This window comes from Micromonospora violae, from assembly GCF_004217135.1.
Taxonomy (GTDB): domain Bacteria; phylum Actinomycetota; class Actinomycetes; order Mycobacteriales; family Micromonosporaceae; genus Micromonospora; species Micromonospora violae.
This window is the reverse complement of the sequence record NZ_SHKK01000001.1, coordinates 2,488,348-2,503,691: the sequence shown is the minus strand read 5'-3', so window position 1 is coordinate 2,503,691 and position 15,344 is coordinate 2,488,348. Positions and strand designations below refer to the sequence as shown.

The following is a 15,344-nucleotide window of genomic DNA, read 5'->3' as shown; positions in this document are numbered from 1 at the left end:
CTTGGGCTTCCCAGCCCTGGCCCGCTGCCACCAGGAGCCTCGGCGGTGCTCATCTACATCCTGCGACGGATCGCCAGCGCGGTCTCCGTCGTCATCGTGACGCTGGTCGCCAGCTTCGGCCTGTTCTTCGTCGCCCCCACCGACCCGGCCGGGACGATCTGCGGCCAGCGCTGCACCCCGGAGCGCTACGCCGACATCAGCGCCAGCCTCAACCTCGACCAGCCCGTGGCGCAGCAGGTCGGCGAGTATCTCAAGGGGCTCGCGGTCGGGCGGACGTACCACTCCGGCGGGCTCACCATCGAGTGTGCCGCGCCCTGCCTCGGCTACTCGTACACCCTCGGTCAGCCGGTGACCAAGCTGATCGGGCAGGCGTTGCCGGTCACCGTCTCGATCGTCCTCGGCGGCGCGGTGGTCTACCTGATCGCCGGCATCCTCGGTGGCATCATCGCGGCCCGAAGACGAGGCACCTACCTGGACCGGCTCATGGTCGGCACCTCGCTCGGCATCAACGCCGTGCCGTACTTCGTGGTGGCGCTGCTCGTCTCGCTGTACGCGACGTTCCTGCCGCACGCCGGCTACCACCCGCTGCTGGAGAACCCGTTCACCTGGGCGGCCGGGCTCCTGGCCGCGTGGCTGACGCTGGGCCTGGCCAACGCCGCCTCGTACACCCGCTACGCCCGCGCGTCCATGATCGAAACGCTGGGCGAGGACTACATCCGTACCGCCCGCGCGAAGGGCATCAGCGAGCGCCGGGTCGTCTACCGCCACGGCCTGCGCGCCGCGATCACCCCGATCGCCACCATCTTCGGCCTCGACCTGGCGTTCCAGCTGACCGGTGCGATCTTCACCGAGGCGATGTTCGGGTTGCCCGGCCTCGGCGTGCTCACCCTGCGCGCGTTCAACCAGTACGACCTGCCGGTGCTGATGGGCGGGGTGCTGATCGGCTCGGTGGTGCTGGTCGCGATGAACCTGCTCGTCGACATCCTCTACACGATTCTCGACCCGCGAGTGAGGCTGGGATGACCGAACCGCAGCTGCTGCCGACGCCGGACCGCCGGCCCGAGACGGTTTCCCGCGCTCGCCGGGTGGCCGCCGACCGGACCGCCGGGGAGTCCTACCTGGAGGTCACCGACCTCACCGTCACCTTCCCCACCGCCGACGGGCTCGTGCGGGCGGTCCAGGGGCTCAGCTACTCCCTGCCGCTGGGCCGCACCCTCGCGGTGGTCGGCGAATCCGGCTCCGGCAAGAGCGTGTCCAGCATGGCCATCATGGGCCTGCACGACCCGCGCAGCACCCGGATGACCGGCTCGATCACGGTCGGCGGCGAGGAGATCGTCGGTATGTCACCCGCCGAACTGCGCAAGCGGCGGGGCGCCAACGCCGCGATGATCTTCCAGGACCCGCAGTCGTCGCTGCACCCGTACTTCACCGTCGGCGACCAGATCATCGAGGCGTACCGCGCGCACCACCGGGTGTCCAAGCGGGTGGCCCGGGACCGGGCGGTCGACATGCTCGGCCGGGTCGGCATCCCCAACCCGCGCCGCCGCCTGGACGACTACCCGCACCAGTTCTCCGGCGGCATGCGGCAACGCGCCATGATCGCGATGGCGCTGGTCAACGACCCCAAGCTGCTGATCGCCGACGAACCCACCACCGCGCTGGACGTCACCGTGCAGGCGCAGATCCTCGATCTGATCATGGACTTGCAGCAGGACTTCGGCTCCGCGGTCCTCTTCATCACCCACGACCTCGGTGTCGTCGCCGAAATCGCCGACGACGTGCTGGTCATGTACGGCGGACGCGGCGTCGAGTACGGCCGGGCCGATTCGATCCTCGGCCAGCCACTGCACCCGTACACCTGGGGTCTGCTGGAGAGCATCCCGGCGGTCTCCGGCGAACCGGCCCGCCTGCACCCCATCCCCGGCACCCCGCCCAGCCTGCTCGCGCTGCCCACCGGGTGCTCGTTCCACCCCCGCTGCGAGTTCGCCGGCCGGGTGCCCGGCGCCGCGTGCTCGGTCGACCTGCCCGACCTGGCCTCCCGCACCGAGGACACCACCCGGACCTCCCGCTGCCACCTGACTGACCCGGCCGGGATCTTCGCCACCGACATCCTGCCCCGGCTGCCCTGAAGGAGCACGAGATGAGCACCACCACCGACAGCGCGACCCGCCCCGCCCCGGCCGACCAGCCGGGCGGGGACGGTACGCCGCTGCTGGAGCTGCGCGACCTGCAGATGCACTTCACCGCTCGGGGCGAGGGATGGCTCGGCCGCAACGCCCACCAGATTCGGGCCGTCGACGGGGTGTCACTGCAACTGCGCGCGGGCGAGACACTCGGACTGGTCGGCGAATCCGGCTGCGGCAAGACCACCACCGGGCGTCTCATCACCCGGTTGCTGGAACCGACCGGTGGGCAGGTCCTCTACCAGGGCACGGACATCACCCACCTGAAGGAGAAGGACCTGCGGCCGTACCGGCGGGAGCTGCAGCTGATCTTCCAGGACCCGTACTCGTCGCTCAACCCGCGGCACACGGTGGGCACCATCATCGGCGCGCCCCTGCGGGTGCACAACATCGTGCGCAAGGGCAAGGAACTGGACCGGGTCCGGGAGTTGCTGGAGGTGGTGGGGCTCAACCCCGAGCACTACAACCGCTACCCGCACGAGTTCTCCGGCGGCCAACGGCAGCGCATCGGCATCGCCCGTGCGCTGGCCGTACAGCCCAAGGTGATCGTCGCCGACGAACCGGTCAGCGCCCTCGACGTGTCGATCCAGGCGCAGGTGATGAACCTCCTCGAAGACCTGCGCAAGGAGTTCACCATCGCGTTCGTCTTCATCGCCCACGACCTGGGCGTGGTGCGGCACTTCTGCGACCGGGTGGCGGTGATGTACCTCGGTCGGGTCGTCGAGATCGGCGACCGCGACTCGCTCTACGGCACGCCCGCGCACCCGTACACCCAGGCGCTGCTCTCCGCCGTACCTGACCTGGGAGTGGTGCGCGGCGCGACACCGAAGCCGCGGATCCGGCTGGCCGGCGACGTGCCCGGTCCGATGGACCCGCCGACCGGCTGCCGGTTCCGCAGCCGCTGCTGGAAGGCCGAGGAGATCTGCGCGACGACCACCCCGCCGTTGCTCCAGGTGGGTGACAGCCACGCGGCCGGCTGCCACTTCGCCGGGTCGTCGCAGGAGCCGGCGGCCGCCGGACAGGCCGCCTGAGGCCCGCCCGGCGACGCGGCCGGCGGACTACTCGGCCAGGAGCTCCCGAACCCGGGGGATCACCTTCGTGGCGTACAGCTCGATGCTGCTCATCAGGTGCTCGTGCGCGAGGGTGCCGGTGGCGTACTTGAGGTCGATACGGTGCAGACCGAGCGTCCGCACCGTATCGGCGACCTTGCGGGCCACCGTCTCCGGTGAACCGACGTGCCAGGCCCTCTCGGCGATGTCGGCTTCGAACCGGGCCCGGGTGGCCGGCGGCCACCCGCGCTCCCGGCCGATCCGGTTCAACATGTTCCGGGCGTGCGGCCAGAGCCGATCGGCCGCCTCCTTGTCGGTGTCGGCCACGAAGCCGGGCACGTGCGCGCTGACCGGAAGGCGTTCCTGACCGAACTGGTCCAGGGCACGGTGGTACAGCTCGACGTAGGGCGCGAACCGGGCCGGGTCACCCCCGATCACGATGCGTCCGTCGCACCCGTTTTTCCGCTGCTTCCGGCAGTTCAACGGCGATGTCGTCGGCTCGAATTCCCAGTCCTGGGGGTGGTAAGCGACACCCGATGGGCTCCGACGACGGGCCGGGCGCCTACAGGTACGCGAGCATCGCCGTGCGGCTCTGCGGCAGGCCGTACTCCCCGAGCAGCATGCAGACGTTGCCGAACTCCTGCCCGTCGATCAGCCACGGCTCGGTCGACCGTCCCAGCACCTCGGCGAGCCGCCGCTGCCGGGGCGCCAACGCCGCGAGCGGCGTCCCCCTCGGTGCGGGACCGTCCGGGAAGGCGACGCGCAGCGCCGTGCCCAACACCGTCAACGACCGGTCGCCGCTGACGGTGGGCAGCCGGTCGAGCAGCGCGTCGAACGCGCGCTCGGTGTGCTGCGGGCCGAGCTGCCGCAGGGCCAGGCCCGCGTAACCGCCGAGGTCGCCGTCGAGGAACGGCACCCACCCGTCGGGGGCGGGTGCCATCACCGCGTCCCCGCCCGGCTCGGCGACGCCGCCGGCGGGCGGGAACACCGCGTCATCGGACGGGTTCGCCGCCCAGCTCAGCAGCTCCTCCACGGTCGCCTCGTCGGCCCCCGAACCGAGGACGCGGGCCCGACCGATCGCGGCGGCCCACCGAACAACCGGGCGCGGATCAGCCAGCCACCGTTCGTCCGGCGCGGCACCGAGCAGCCCGGACGCCACCAGCATCGTCGCCACCTCACCGGACGCCGCCCCGACGCCGGCCTCCCGAGCGGCGTCGATCGCACCGGCCAACGCCGGCACACTGCCGTCAGCCTCCTCCGGAAACCAGGCCAGGGTGTACGCCGCCCCCGTCCGCACACCCGGATCGGAGTGTGTCAGCAAGGTGCGGAACACCGGCACGCCGGCGCGCACCGCGTCGTAGACCGACAGCTCGGTGTACGCCCACAGCCGCCCCTGATCCGCCGCCGACAGCGACTCGACGTAGGCGTACTCGACGTACTCCTTCTCCGACTCGTCGTCGCCGCTCCACGGTGCCGGCTTCGCGGCGAGCAGCTCCCGCCCGCCCTCGGCGGACCGGCGGTGTTCGGCCACCGGGAAGCCCTCCGGCAGGACACCCTCGTCATACCCGATGGCCAGGGCGCTCAGCAGCCCGAGCACCGCAGCCGGGTCCGGGGTGGCCGGGTCGCCGAGCAGCTCCAGCAGGAACGGCACCGCGTACGCGCTCGCCTCGAACCGGCTGCCCTGGTGGAACACGTTGGTGTACAGGTCGCCCAGGGCCTCGTCCCGGGTGGCCGGGTCGGGGGAGCGCAGCGCGCGGAGCTGGCCGGGCACGTCGTCGGCTGCCCCGTAGGCGTGGCCCAGCCGCGCCCAGTCGATGTCGTTGAGTCCGTCGAGCATGGCCCATGCTCTCCTGACCCCCTGACAGTCCGGGGAAGGGGTCGCTCAGAACTCCTCGTACACCGCCGGGTCCTGATCCGAGAGACGCCCGTCCGGGCGGCCCAGCGCGGTGATGGCCTCCACCTCGGCGTCGGTGAGCGTGATGTCGAAGACGTCCAGGTTCTCGACCTGCCGCTGCGGGGAAGCGGCCTTGGGCAGCGGAATCGCCTGACGTGCCACATGCCAGGCGAGGATCGTCTGCGCCGGGCTGACACCGTGCGCCGCCGCGATCTCGGTGATGACCGAGTGCCGTTGCAGGTCGTTGCCGTGCCCGAGCGGGCTCCACCCCTGCACCAGGATCCCGTGCTCACGGTGGTAGTCGAGCGCCTCCTGCTGCGGGAAGTACGGATGCACCTCGATCTGGTTGACCACCGGGGCGACCCCGGTCTCGGCCACCAGCCGCTCGATGTGCTCCGGCAGGAAGTTGGAGAGCCCGATGTGCCGGACCAGGCCCCGCTCGCGGGCCTCGATCAGCGCCCGCCACGCCTGCACGTACAGGTCTTCCTTCGGGTTCGGCCAGTGGATCAGATACAGGTCGACGCGGTCGAGGCCGGTGCGGAACACGCTCTCCTCGATGGTGGTCAGCGCCTCGTCGTAGCGGTGGTGCCGCCCCGGCAGCTTCGACGTGACGATCAGCTCGTCCCGTACGTCGCCGGCCGCCCGGGCCGCCCGGCCCACCGCGCCCTCGTTCTCGTAGTTCACCGCCGAGTCGAGCAACCGATAGCCCGCCCGGATCGCCTGACCGATCGCGTCGACACCCGCCGAACCGTTGAGTTGGTACGTGCCGAGCCCGATCGCCGGCAGGGCAGTGCCGTCGGCAGCCGTCAGGTGCGGAATCGTCATGATGGGGACCCTACCCGGGCGTGGGGGCGTCTCGGATGGCGAGCGCGGCTTGGATGAGCGCGGCATGGGTCAGCGTCTGCGGGTAGTTGCCGAGGTGGGCACCCGTCGCGGGATTCAACTCCTCGGCGTACAGGCCGAGCGGGCTGGCAAGGTCGACCATGGATTGGAACAGCTCGACGGCCTCGCCGCGACGCCCGGTACGGGCGAGGGCCTGAACGAGCCAGAACGAGCACGGCAGGAACGCACCCTCGGTGCCGGGCAGGCCGTCCTGCCCGGGCGGGTAGCGGTAGAGCAGGGGACCACCGGCGGAGAGCCTGTCCCGGATGGCGTCGACGGTGCCCCGTACCCGTGGTGAATCGGCCCGGTCCATGTCGAGCAGCGGCAGGACGAGCAGGGCCGCGTCGAGATCCTGCGAGCCGTAGCCGCGCATGTAACTCGCCGCCGCCTCGTCGAAGCCGCGCGTCCGAACCTCCGCGGCGAGGGCATCCCGCGATTCCTGCCAGCGTCGACGTTGACGCTCCGACAGGGGGTGGGTGTCGGCGATGGCCAGGGCACGGTCCAGCGCGAGCCAGCCCATGAGCTTGGAATGGACGTGTTGGCCGGGCTTCCGCACCTCCCAGATACCGGCGTCGGGCTCCTGCCAACAACGGGCGACCACGTCGGCGAACCCGCGCACCGCCCGCCACGTCTCGGCGGGAAGGCGGTGCCCGGCCTGAGCGAACGCCCAGGCGGCGTCGACCACCCAGCCGTAGCCGTCGAGCTGATGTTGACCGGCGGCGTCGTTGCCCACCCGTACCGGGCGGCTGTCCAGGTAGCCGGGCCAGCCGGGCAGCTCCCGTTCCGCTGGTACCCGCCGACCGTGCAGGGTGAGCAGCGCCGGCAGGCGTGGCCGTTGCAACCGGCTGGCGTGCAACAACCACGCGAGGAAACCCCGGGCCTCGGCGGCCTTGCCGACGCTGAGGAACGCGCTGACGCCGATGCTGGCGTCGCGGGGCCAGACGTAGCGGTAGTCCCAGTTCCGTTCCCCGCCAGGATCCTCAGGCAGTGACGTGGTGGGCGCGGCCACCGGCGCACCCGAGGGGGAGTAGGTCAGCAACCGCAATGTGAGCAGGCTTCGGGCGACGTGTTCCCGAAACGGCAGCCGCTCGTCGATCTCCGCGGTCCAGGCCCGCCACCGGGCCTCGTCCTGCATGAGCACGTCCCAGGCGGCCGTCGGCTCAACGTGGATCACCGGTTCGTGGTGCGCCACGGCCAGCACGACGGTGACCGGACGGCCCGGCTGAACCCTGATCGACGTGGGTCGACCCGGTTCAATTCTGAACGCGGGAGTGCTGTCCAACGCGACCGCGACCGCACCCCACTCACACACGAGGGCCTGCCGCCGGTGGTGGACCCGGGGCCGGCGGTGCCGTACGCCAAGGCGCGGATCGAACTCCACCACCGCGTCGACCGCCGCCTGCTCCGCCGACAGCCGCCGCACGATCAGCGTCGTCGGCAGCAGGCGACCACTCACCTCGGCCACCATCGCCTCCGTGAGGCGCAGCCGACCGCCGCCCACCGCCCACGTGGTCTCCAAGGTGGCGGTGTGCCGCCGGTAACGGCGCTCGACCACCGTGGCCGGCCGGGCCGGACCGACCCGGAACGTGCCAGCGTCCCGGCCCCCGACCAGCCGGCCGAACAGAGGATCGCCGTCGAAGCGTGGCACGCAGAGCCAGTCCATCGCGCCGTCACTCCCGACCAAGGCTGCGGTGCGGGTGTCGCCCAGCAGACCGTAGTCGCTGATGGGCCGCCCATCAGTCATTCAGATCGCTCCTCGGCCGCAGGCGGGGGCGGGTCACCGAGGTTGGAGGAGCAGCCCGAGAAGCGCCCCGTAGACGACGTGGACGACAACCGTGACCACGGGAGTCTGGATGCCGTAGTTCACGGCGAACAACCCGGGCGGCTCCAACACCGCCGTGCTGGCCGGCCCCGCCCGCTGCGACGCCATCCGCGGGTGCACACCCGGAAGCAACGGCAGAATCACCGTCAGCGCGAGCCCGACGTGCACGATCCCGAGCACCGCCCCGATCCACCAGGTGGCCCGGTGCAACAACGCGAACGTGGCCGCGTAACCGAGCGCGAACCCCTGACCGATGCAGAGGTGCAGCAAGAACCCGAAGACCCGGGCCCGGTCGGGATCCTCGGCGACGAACGCCCCGAGCACCAGCGGAAAATCGAGCCGAGTGAGACCGGCCAGTTGAGCGGTGATCATCGCCGCGGTGAGCGCCGCGGTGGCGACCAACCCGAACAACGCCCATCCGGCCCAGTCCATCTCAGCAGTCGGCGACGTCGCGGGCGTACTCGGTCATCGATCCACCCTCCGGCTGAACAGCGTGAATCCCACGGCCCGGACCGGACACCCGCTCACCGGGCGCCCGGTTTATCACCATAAGCCACCGGACCTGTCGCGCTGACCCGCTCGCCCAGACGTCCCTTGACGAGTTGACACCGGGACCGCTGACTCAGCCCTCGACGATCGCCGCCCCGCCCTCCCGGGGTCAGTTTGCTATGGCTTCCCTTGTCGGGGACTCGCCGCTCAGCAGCGGGTCGGTACGCCGCTCGCTTTCGGGCAGGTCCATCGCTGCGGCCAGGAGATTGCCGAGCCGGTAGGCGTCGTCCAGCCCTTTCCCCTTGCCTGCCCAGTCATCGAAGGTGAGCCTGATGTTCTCGTCCGTGGTGATGACGTCCAGGACCGGGCCGCGCTTGTCGCGCTCACGGAACCGTACGTAGCGAATCTCCGATAGCGGGAACTCGCGCTCGATCGTGCCCTGCTTGCGCACCGCGTTCTGCGTCGAGATGAAGAAGCGTTCGGGTGTCACTCCGAGGTAGGCGTCGTCGCCGACGAGGCGGTCGAGGTTGACATCGGCGATGGCCAGCAAGGGTTCCTCGCCGGGCACGACCCAACGGAGGATCCGCAGCAGCTCGTCCGGCACGGCGTCACTGAACACCGTGATCGGCGGATCCAGCGGTGCGGGTTGCGTGTGAGCGCGGTTGCGCAGCGCCGCCACCCGCTCGGCCAACGCCTCGGCCATGCGGACACTGTCTCGGATGCTCTGACGCTTGGCGGTGAACGGCAGACTGAGTTCGGCCGGCAGTTCGCCGATCAGGCGGCACTGACGTTCGAGGTCGGCGAGAAGATTCGCCACTTCGTCCATGGCCATTGTGTGCTCGCGCTGAGTCTCGGCGACCAACTCGGCCAGCAGTCGTTCGTTTTCGACAGCGTTCGCCTCGTCGCGGCTGATGTGACCGGCGCGCAGCACCTGCGAGCGATACCAGGACCACTCCGCCATGAGCATGCCGTGCGTGTCGGCGAGAATCTGCTCGATGTTCTTCTGGATGTGGGTGCGACGGCTCTGTGCGTCAGTATCGAGTGCCTTGATGTGGCCACGGACGAAGGACCGGAAGAGAAGTCGCTGTTTGCGTAGGTCCGCGTCCCTGGTGGCGATGGAGGCGAAGATGTGATCGTTGACCGTGCCCGCCGCCCGGGACTCACGTACCGCGCGCATCGTCGTCTCGTGCAGGCCGACCAGCGTCGCCCACTGATCCTCGTGTAGCGCCTGAAGAACGTCACGGGTGAGTTGGACGTTCTCGTCGATACGACGCGAGATCGACGCCAACTGCACCTGCAGGGCTAGGAGCGCGGCGGCCGGCCCGAGAGCGGACAGTATGGACGCGGTCTGCGCACCCGTCACGGGTGCCCAGCGCACCGAGGCGGCGATCTTCCCGTTGCCCGTGACCAGCGACCCCAGGTTCCAGCCGCCCGACGTCATCGGTTGCGCGGTCTTGAGCGCCTGCAGAGTCTGGGGCGCCAGACGCACCAGCCCTTGCACGTTGGTCGCAGCTTGGGCGCCCTGTGCCGCCAGATTGGCGATGCCGGAGGCCACCGCGAGCTTGTCGGTCAAGCCTTGGCTGACCTGCGTGCTCAACATCTCGAACGGAATCAGATCCAAGCCGACGGGCAGCTCGTCCGCGAAGAGTACGGCCACTCCCGGCTCGACCTCGACCAGGCTGACCGCCGGGTCAGCGTCCGACGGCGCAGCGGTGCCGGGGGCGTCAGCGGGTACGGGAAGTTCGTTCTCAAATCCGTCAGCCTTGGGCGCCATCCCACATCCTTCATGATCGGCAACGGGAGCAAACAATACGTGTCAATGCGGGCGCTCCGACTCAACCGGAGCGGCACCTCCTCGCGCGTAATGTCCAGCCGCGCGTGGCTGAACAGGTCTAGCGCGTTCAGAGTCGACGGCCGCGGTCGGGTCCAGGCCGATAGGAGAAGAGCGATCCCTCGGACCAGTCGCCGGTGCTGGCGCTCGGCTGGAGGTGCGCGAGCAGGGTGCTCACTTCGGTGTGCAGGCGTCGCAGCTCCGCCGCCGTGGGGGCCAGCTCGTAGCAGTGGTGGTGCGTGGCGGTGGAGAGCGTCGCCCAGGCGAACGCCACCCGGCGGGCGGTTTCGGTGCCGGGGCCGAGCCGGCCACGCAGCATCAGCTGCTTCGCGCGGCCCTGCCGGCACGCCGCCACGGTCGGCTTTACCCGCCGCCAGTAGGCGTCGATGCCTCCTTCGAGGGCGAGTCGGATCAGGCAGGCGCAGGCCCGCGGCCACCAGCCCGCAGTGACCGCCGCGGCACCGAGCAGGCCAGCCCCGCGCAGCAGTTGATCGGCCGCCGCCAGGCAGCACTGTGGCGTCGGCGCGGTCACGACAGCGCCGCCGCGAGGAGGCGGGCGTCCGCGACCAGTCCGGGCAGGTCCGCCAGGTACGCGCCGTGCACACCTTCCCGGCACGCCTGGTACGCGTTGACAGCCCGTCGTCCGTGCCGGCGGCCCAGCCAGCCGAGCACGTCGCCACCCTTCTCGGCGTCGTCGAACACCGCGAGGGCGACGATGGTGGCGACCCGACGCGACGCGTCCTCGATGGCCGCCTCGATGTCGCTGTGCGGGACGCCCCGTGCCACCCGGGCCCGCCACACCGCACGGTGGCAGGACGCCTCGATCGCCGAGCGGCACAGCTCTGTGACCACCGGCCCGCGTACCTCGGCGGGGATCTCGTCGTTGCGTGCCAACGCGTGCGCGTCGTCGAGGTAGCGGGTCACCGGGTCGGAGCCGGGCCGCAGCGTCACCACCGACTTCTCCGCCCGGGTCACCTCGACGATGCGGGCGTCACCGAGGCCAAGCCGGGTGACCGCATCGGGCAGCCGGGTGTCGTGGGTGAAGACGACCACCTGCCGCTGCTCGGCAGGTTCGGCGAGGACCCGGGCGAGCCCGTCCACCTTCGACGGGTCCATGCTCTGCACCGGGTCGTCGACCACGATGAACCGGAACGGGCTCTCCGCAGCGCAGCTGCGGGGCAGGAACGTCGCCAGCCCGAGCGCCTGCATCTCACCCTGACTCATCACGCCCAGCGCCGTGCCGTTGTCGGCGCCGTCCACGCTGACCGGGAAGACCACCCGCCGCCGGGTGTTCGTGCCCTCCAACGTCATCGACCCCAGCTCGACGTTGCTCTCCTGCCGTAGCTGCGCCCAGATCCGCTGCGAGTGCTCAGCGAACGGCGCGACCCGCTCGTTGCGGATCTGCGCACCGGCGTCCTTCAACCAGGCTCGCGCGGCCTTCAACCGGGCCAGGGTCGCCTCCCGCGCCGGCAGCCCGCCGGCGGTGGCCACCCACGCGCGCACGTCGGCCGCCGCCGCCCGCCAACCGGTGTCGCGCTGCCGCAGGAACCCCTCGGCGTACGCGCGGGCCGCGTCCGCCGCGGCCACCACCGCCGGGTACCGCGCCGCCAGGTGGTCGGCCAGCTCGGCCGGTTCTCCGGGTACGCGCCGCAGCGCCGCAACGGCGTCACTCAGCGCCTCGACCGTCGGCTCCGACCCGGGGCCCTCGGGCACGCTGAGGTCGTCGATCAGGTGGTGCGTCTGCCGCAGCAGAGCGGTGAGCCGGTTCGTCGCAGCCTGGGCGGCGACGCTGCGCTGCCGCAGGTCAGTGAGCGACTGTGCGGCGGCGGCGCGCCAGCCACCGTCGAGGGTGCCGGTGGCGCAGACCGGGCACGACCCGTCGCCCTCGTCCTCGTGGTGTTCGAGGGCGAGACGGAGCAGCTCGGCGCTGCGCAGCGCGGCGCGGGACCGACCACCGTCGTAGCGCACCGCCTCAATCGCCGCGTCCCGCAGCTGACCGGCCAGCCGGGTCACCTCGTCGACCGGCGGCGGGGCGAGGGCGACGAGTTCCCGGCAGAGCAGCACCTCCCGGTCGGTCGTCGCGTCGTCCGGCTCGTCGAGGATCGCCGTCACCGCGCCGAGGTCGACCGCGCCCCGGCCGCGCAGCAGCGCGGCGGTCCGCCGGGCCCGGTCGTCGGCGATTCCGCCCAGCGTGGCGACCAGGGTGGTGCGCTGTGCGCGTACCTCCTTGATGGTGGTGTCGTGCGGCCGGGCGGCGCGCAGCAGACGCTGGTCGGCGTCGCTGAGCGCGTCCAGGCCGAGGATCGCAAAGAGTGCGTCGAAGAGCTGACTCTGCGTCCCGGCGGCGAGCTTGCCCAGCTCGGCGGCGGTGAGGAACGGCCGGTACAGCTCCAACGGGCGGGCCAGACCCAGGTCGGACAGGCCGCTGTGCCGACCCCCGGCGCTGGTGACGGTCACCTCGGCGTCAGCCAGTTCAGCCCCGGCCGGCCAGGCGCGGTGCACCCGGGTCGGCGCGGCCACCCCGTCGACGCGCAGCTCCACGTCGACCCAGCACGGGTCCGGGTTGTGCAGGTTGCGCCACCCCGTACGCCAGACGCTGGTCTTGTCCGCCCACCGGGCGCTGTCCCCGGTGAGGGCGAGTTCGGCGGCCTCGGCGAAGCTGGACTTGCCGGAGCCGTTGCGGCCGATGACCAGTGTGAAACCCGGCCCGGGGCCGATCTGGATGGTCCGCTCCGGGCCGACGCCGCGGAACCCGGCCACGGTCACCGACTTCAACCAGATCTGCTCCGCCGGACCGTCGTCGGTGGGGGAGCTGGGGTCGAGCCGGGTCGGAGCGCCGGCGAGCGCGGCAGTCAGGTCCTCCTCGCTGGTCAGTGCGGCGAGGACCAACTCGGCAGTTGCGGTCGGGACGTCGTCAGTTGCCAGCCGATCGAAGATCAGCTCGATCAGCGGAGCGGTGGTCTGCGCGGGCTGGGTCATGATGGTCGTCTCCAGGCGTGTGGTGTCCGCGGGCCGACGGCTCGTCGGCCCGCCCGGGGTGAGCGGTGGATGTCGGTGCTTCGGTTCAGCGCGCGGGGCGCCACTCGCCGCAGTTCTGAGAGCTGAAGGCGTAGTCGGAGGAGCGGATGGTCACCTGCACCCGGCGGGCGCTGTTGGTGAAGTAGTTGTCGATGGTGTCGCCGGAGCTGTTCTGCCGCTCCCAATAGCAGCCGTCCACGTCCGTGGTGACGTACGTGCCGGGCTTGATTTCCTTACCAACACGGAACGTGCCCTCGCCGAAGATTCGACCCTGGGCGGCCAGGTCCACGTCGACCTGCCCGCGCTTTACCGTCTCGCGCCACTTCTTCGCGTACGGGTAGCTGGGGCAGAGGAGGAGAGCTGCGTTGATTTCCGGGATCTGCTCGCTGCTGGCGGCGAAGTCGGCCTCCAGGTAGGTGTCTTCGGGGTCGACGGCGGCGCACATCTCGTACAGGGTTGTGATGTCGCCGTCCTCATACTTCGACGTTTTCAGCGCGGCCTTCTCGGTGTCGCTCACGGGATAGATTTCCGCCTGGGCGTCGCAGGCCGTCGGTTTCGCCGCCCACACCTCACTGAAGTCCGGCCGGCCGTCCTTGCCCGGCCGCACCGTGAGCAGTGCATCCCAGTCGTTGCCCGTGTCGCACTCAAGGCTGACCGGCGGCTGTTGCGGGGTGTTTTTGGGGTCGTCGGGGTAGGTGTCGCTGGAGTCGGGGAGGCCGTCGCCGTCCCGGTCCGGCGTCGGGGTCGCAGACGGCGACGCGCTGGCAGACGCGGACATGCTTGGAGATGCCGTCGTCGGCGCGGCGGTGGGGCTCTGCTCGTCACCGCAGCCGGTGAGCGTCATCGTCAGTAGGGCGGTGGTGAGCAGGGCGCCGGTGGTGCGGACGGCTCGACGCGGGTGGACGCTCCCAGCCGAGCAACGGAGGGTGGCGTGCGGGTGGGGGAGGGCCATGGTCGTCTCCAGGGCGTGGGAGGGACAGCGGTGCGGCCGAGTGCGAACCGCGACAAGGAGCAACGAGTTAGTCCGAGAGGGTGATGATCATTTGGAGGCCGTCATCCGGGTGGTAGATCCACGAGGCGCCCATGTCCTCCCACTCACCGGACTGTCGTCCGTCCAGCGCGCGCGTGCCTTCGATCTCCGCAATGACCGCGTCGGGCACTTTCAGTTCGGTCAAGTAGCACTGCAACTGCTCCAGCTTCAGGCCGGTTCGCTCCTTACCGACGCTGCGCAGGGTGAGGGAGTTGCCGTCGTCGCCCAACATCGCCCAGTCGTCCCTGCCGGCACCGCAGGTTTGCCGGGCCTCCTCCAACGGCGAATCGCGCTGCGTCAGGAAGACGACGCTCGTGGCCGCGGCTAGCAGAATCGCCACTGCCGACGCCACGATCAGGTAGCGACGTCTGCCGGTCGGCGCTGTGCTCGCCCTGGGGGCGTCGCCCTCAGGGCTGCCGGCCGAGGCGCCAGCGGTCGACTTGGGATCCTCGGGGCTCTCGTTCGGATCTGGATCGGTCAGGTCAGTCATCGCCGGGCTCCTTCTGTGAACGGATGGGCTGTGAACGGCCGGGGCGGATCGTCCAGACCCGCCCCGGTCAGTGGGGGAGAGGTCAGCCGAGGGCGACGTCGACGCCGCCGGAGAACATCGAGTCGTGCAGCTCGAGCTTGGTGAGCTTCACGTTCTTCGGGATGTCGAAGACGACGACGCCGTTGACCTGGTTGCCGGGGTTGATGTCGTTGAGGAACGTCTCGGCGTTCTTGTTTGCGTAGATCGCGGCGCCGGAGTCGGCGGAGTACTCGGTGCCGTCGGCCGCATACGCCTTCTGGCTGCTGCCGTCGAACATCTGCGCTTCCTTGCCGATGTTCTTCACGTTGAGCGTGACCAGGCAGAACTGGCCCTGCGCCTTCTGGCCGAGCAGGTCGCTGCCGATCTTGGCCACGCCGCACTTGGACGACTTGACGGTGAACTCGAACTTCCCGTCCCGGGCCGGCTGCCCGATCTTGGCGGTCTTCGCCGGCTTCTCCTCGGCCTTGGCGTCGCCCTTGTCGTTGGCAGAGCTGCTCGCCTTGTTGTCGCTGCCGGAGTCGCTCGCCTTGTCGGCAGCACCGGAGCCGCAGCCCAGGGCGATGAGGCCGGTGGCGAGCAGAGCGAGAGTCGTGGTCTTGCGCATCGTTGTCCTCCTG

Annotated in this window: 14 protein-coding genes; 3 read left to right on the top strand and 11 right to left on the bottom strand. The window is 70.6% G+C overall.

Going from position 1 to position 15,344, the window contains the following annotated elements; genetic code table 11:
- Nucleotides 1-45 precede the first annotated feature (45 nt).
- Genes EV382_RS11290 through EV382_RS11280 form a run of 3 tightly spaced genes read left to right on the top strand, consistent with a single transcriptional unit; the run spans nt 46 to nt 3,214 of the window.
- The gene (locus EV382_RS11290) at nt 46-1,023 is read left to right on the top strand and encodes an ABC transporter permease (protein ID WP_130401518.1); all 978 of its coding nucleotides are present in this window, start codon (nt 46-48) and stop codon (nt 1,021-1,023) included.
- Nucleotides 1,020-2,129 (top strand): ABC transporter ATP-binding protein, encoded by a 1,110-nt coding sequence (locus EV382_RS11285; protein ID WP_130401517.1) that lies wholly within the window; start codon nt 1,020-1,022, stop codon nt 2,127-2,129. Before EV382_RS11290 ends, EV382_RS11285 begins: the two co-directional genes overlap by 4 nt.
- Nucleotides 2,130-2,140: 11 nt before the next feature.
- Nucleotides 2,141-3,214 (top strand): ABC transporter ATP-binding protein, encoded by a 1,074-nt coding sequence (locus EV382_RS11280; protein ID WP_130401516.1) that lies wholly within the window; start codon nt 2,141-2,143, stop codon nt 3,212-3,214.
- A gap of 27 nt (nt 3,215-3,241) precedes the next feature.
- Here EV382_RS11280 and EV382_RS11275 read toward each other — a convergent pair whose 3' ends face one another.
- From EV382_RS11275 to EV382_RS11225, 11 genes are all read right to left on the bottom strand, one after another.
- Entirely contained in the window at nt 3,242-3,670 is a 429-nt protein-coding gene (locus EV382_RS11275; RefSeq protein ID WP_244236630.1) for an LLM class flavin-dependent oxidoreductase, read from the bottom strand.
- A gap of 124 nt (nt 3,671-3,794) precedes the next feature.
- Nucleotides 3,795-5,069 (bottom strand): hypothetical protein, encoded by a 1,275-nt coding sequence (locus EV382_RS11270; RefSeq protein ID WP_130401514.1) that lies wholly within the window; start codon nt 5,067-5,069, stop codon nt 3,795-3,797.
- 45 nt (nt 5,070-5,114) lie between these two features.
- Entirely contained in the window at nt 5,115-5,951 is an 837-nt protein-coding gene (locus tag EV382_RS11265; RefSeq protein WP_130401513.1) for an aldo/keto reductase, read from the bottom strand.
- 10 nt (nt 5,952-5,961) lie between these two features.
- Nucleotides 5,962-7,752 (bottom strand): glycoside hydrolase family 15 protein, encoded by a 1,791-nt coding sequence (locus EV382_RS11260; protein WP_130401512.1) that lies wholly within the window; start codon nt 7,750-7,752, stop codon nt 5,962-5,964.
- Nucleotides 7,753-7,785: 33 nt separating this feature from the next.
- Nucleotides 7,786-8,262, bottom strand: coding sequence for a hypothetical protein (locus tag EV382_RS11255; protein ID WP_130401511.1), 477 nt, complete (start codon nt 8,260-8,262; stop codon nt 7,786-7,788).
- Between the two features lie 226 nt (nt 8,263-8,488).
- The gene (locus EV382_RS11250; RefSeq protein ID WP_130401510.1) at nt 8,489-10,093 is read right to left on the bottom strand and encodes a hypothetical protein; all 1,605 of its coding nucleotides are present in this window, start codon (nt 10,091-10,093) and stop codon (nt 8,489-8,491) included.
- A gap of 127 nt (nt 10,094-10,220) precedes the next feature.
- Nucleotides 10,221-10,682, bottom strand: a complete 462-nt coding sequence (locus EV382_RS11245) for a hypothetical protein (protein WP_130401509.1) — start codon at nt 10,680-10,682, stop codon at nt 10,221-10,223.
- On the bottom strand, nt 10,679-13,129 hold the full coding sequence (locus EV382_RS11240; RefSeq protein ID WP_130401508.1) for an AAA family ATPase: 2,451 nt from the start codon (nt 13,127-13,129) through the stop codon (nt 10,679-10,681). The genes EV382_RS11245 and EV382_RS11240 overlap by 4 nt, the downstream gene beginning before the upstream one ends.
- An 85-nt stretch (nt 13,130-13,214) precedes the next feature.
- Nucleotides 13,215-14,012, bottom strand: a complete 798-nt coding sequence (locus EV382_RS11235; RefSeq protein ID WP_130401507.1) for an Rv1352/Rv1906c domain-containing protein — start codon at nt 14,010-14,012, stop codon at nt 13,215-13,217.
- Nucleotides 14,013-14,187: 175 nt separating this feature from the next.
- Entirely contained in the window at nt 14,188-14,688 is a 501-nt protein-coding gene (locus EV382_RS11230) for a hypothetical protein (RefSeq protein WP_130401506.1), read from the bottom strand.
- Between the two features lie 82 nt (nt 14,689-14,770).
- Nucleotides 14,771-15,331, bottom strand: a complete 561-nt coding sequence (locus tag EV382_RS11225; RefSeq protein WP_130401505.1) for a DUF4352 domain-containing protein — start codon at nt 15,329-15,331, stop codon at nt 14,771-14,773.
- Nucleotides 15,332-15,344: the final 13 nt, after the last annotated feature.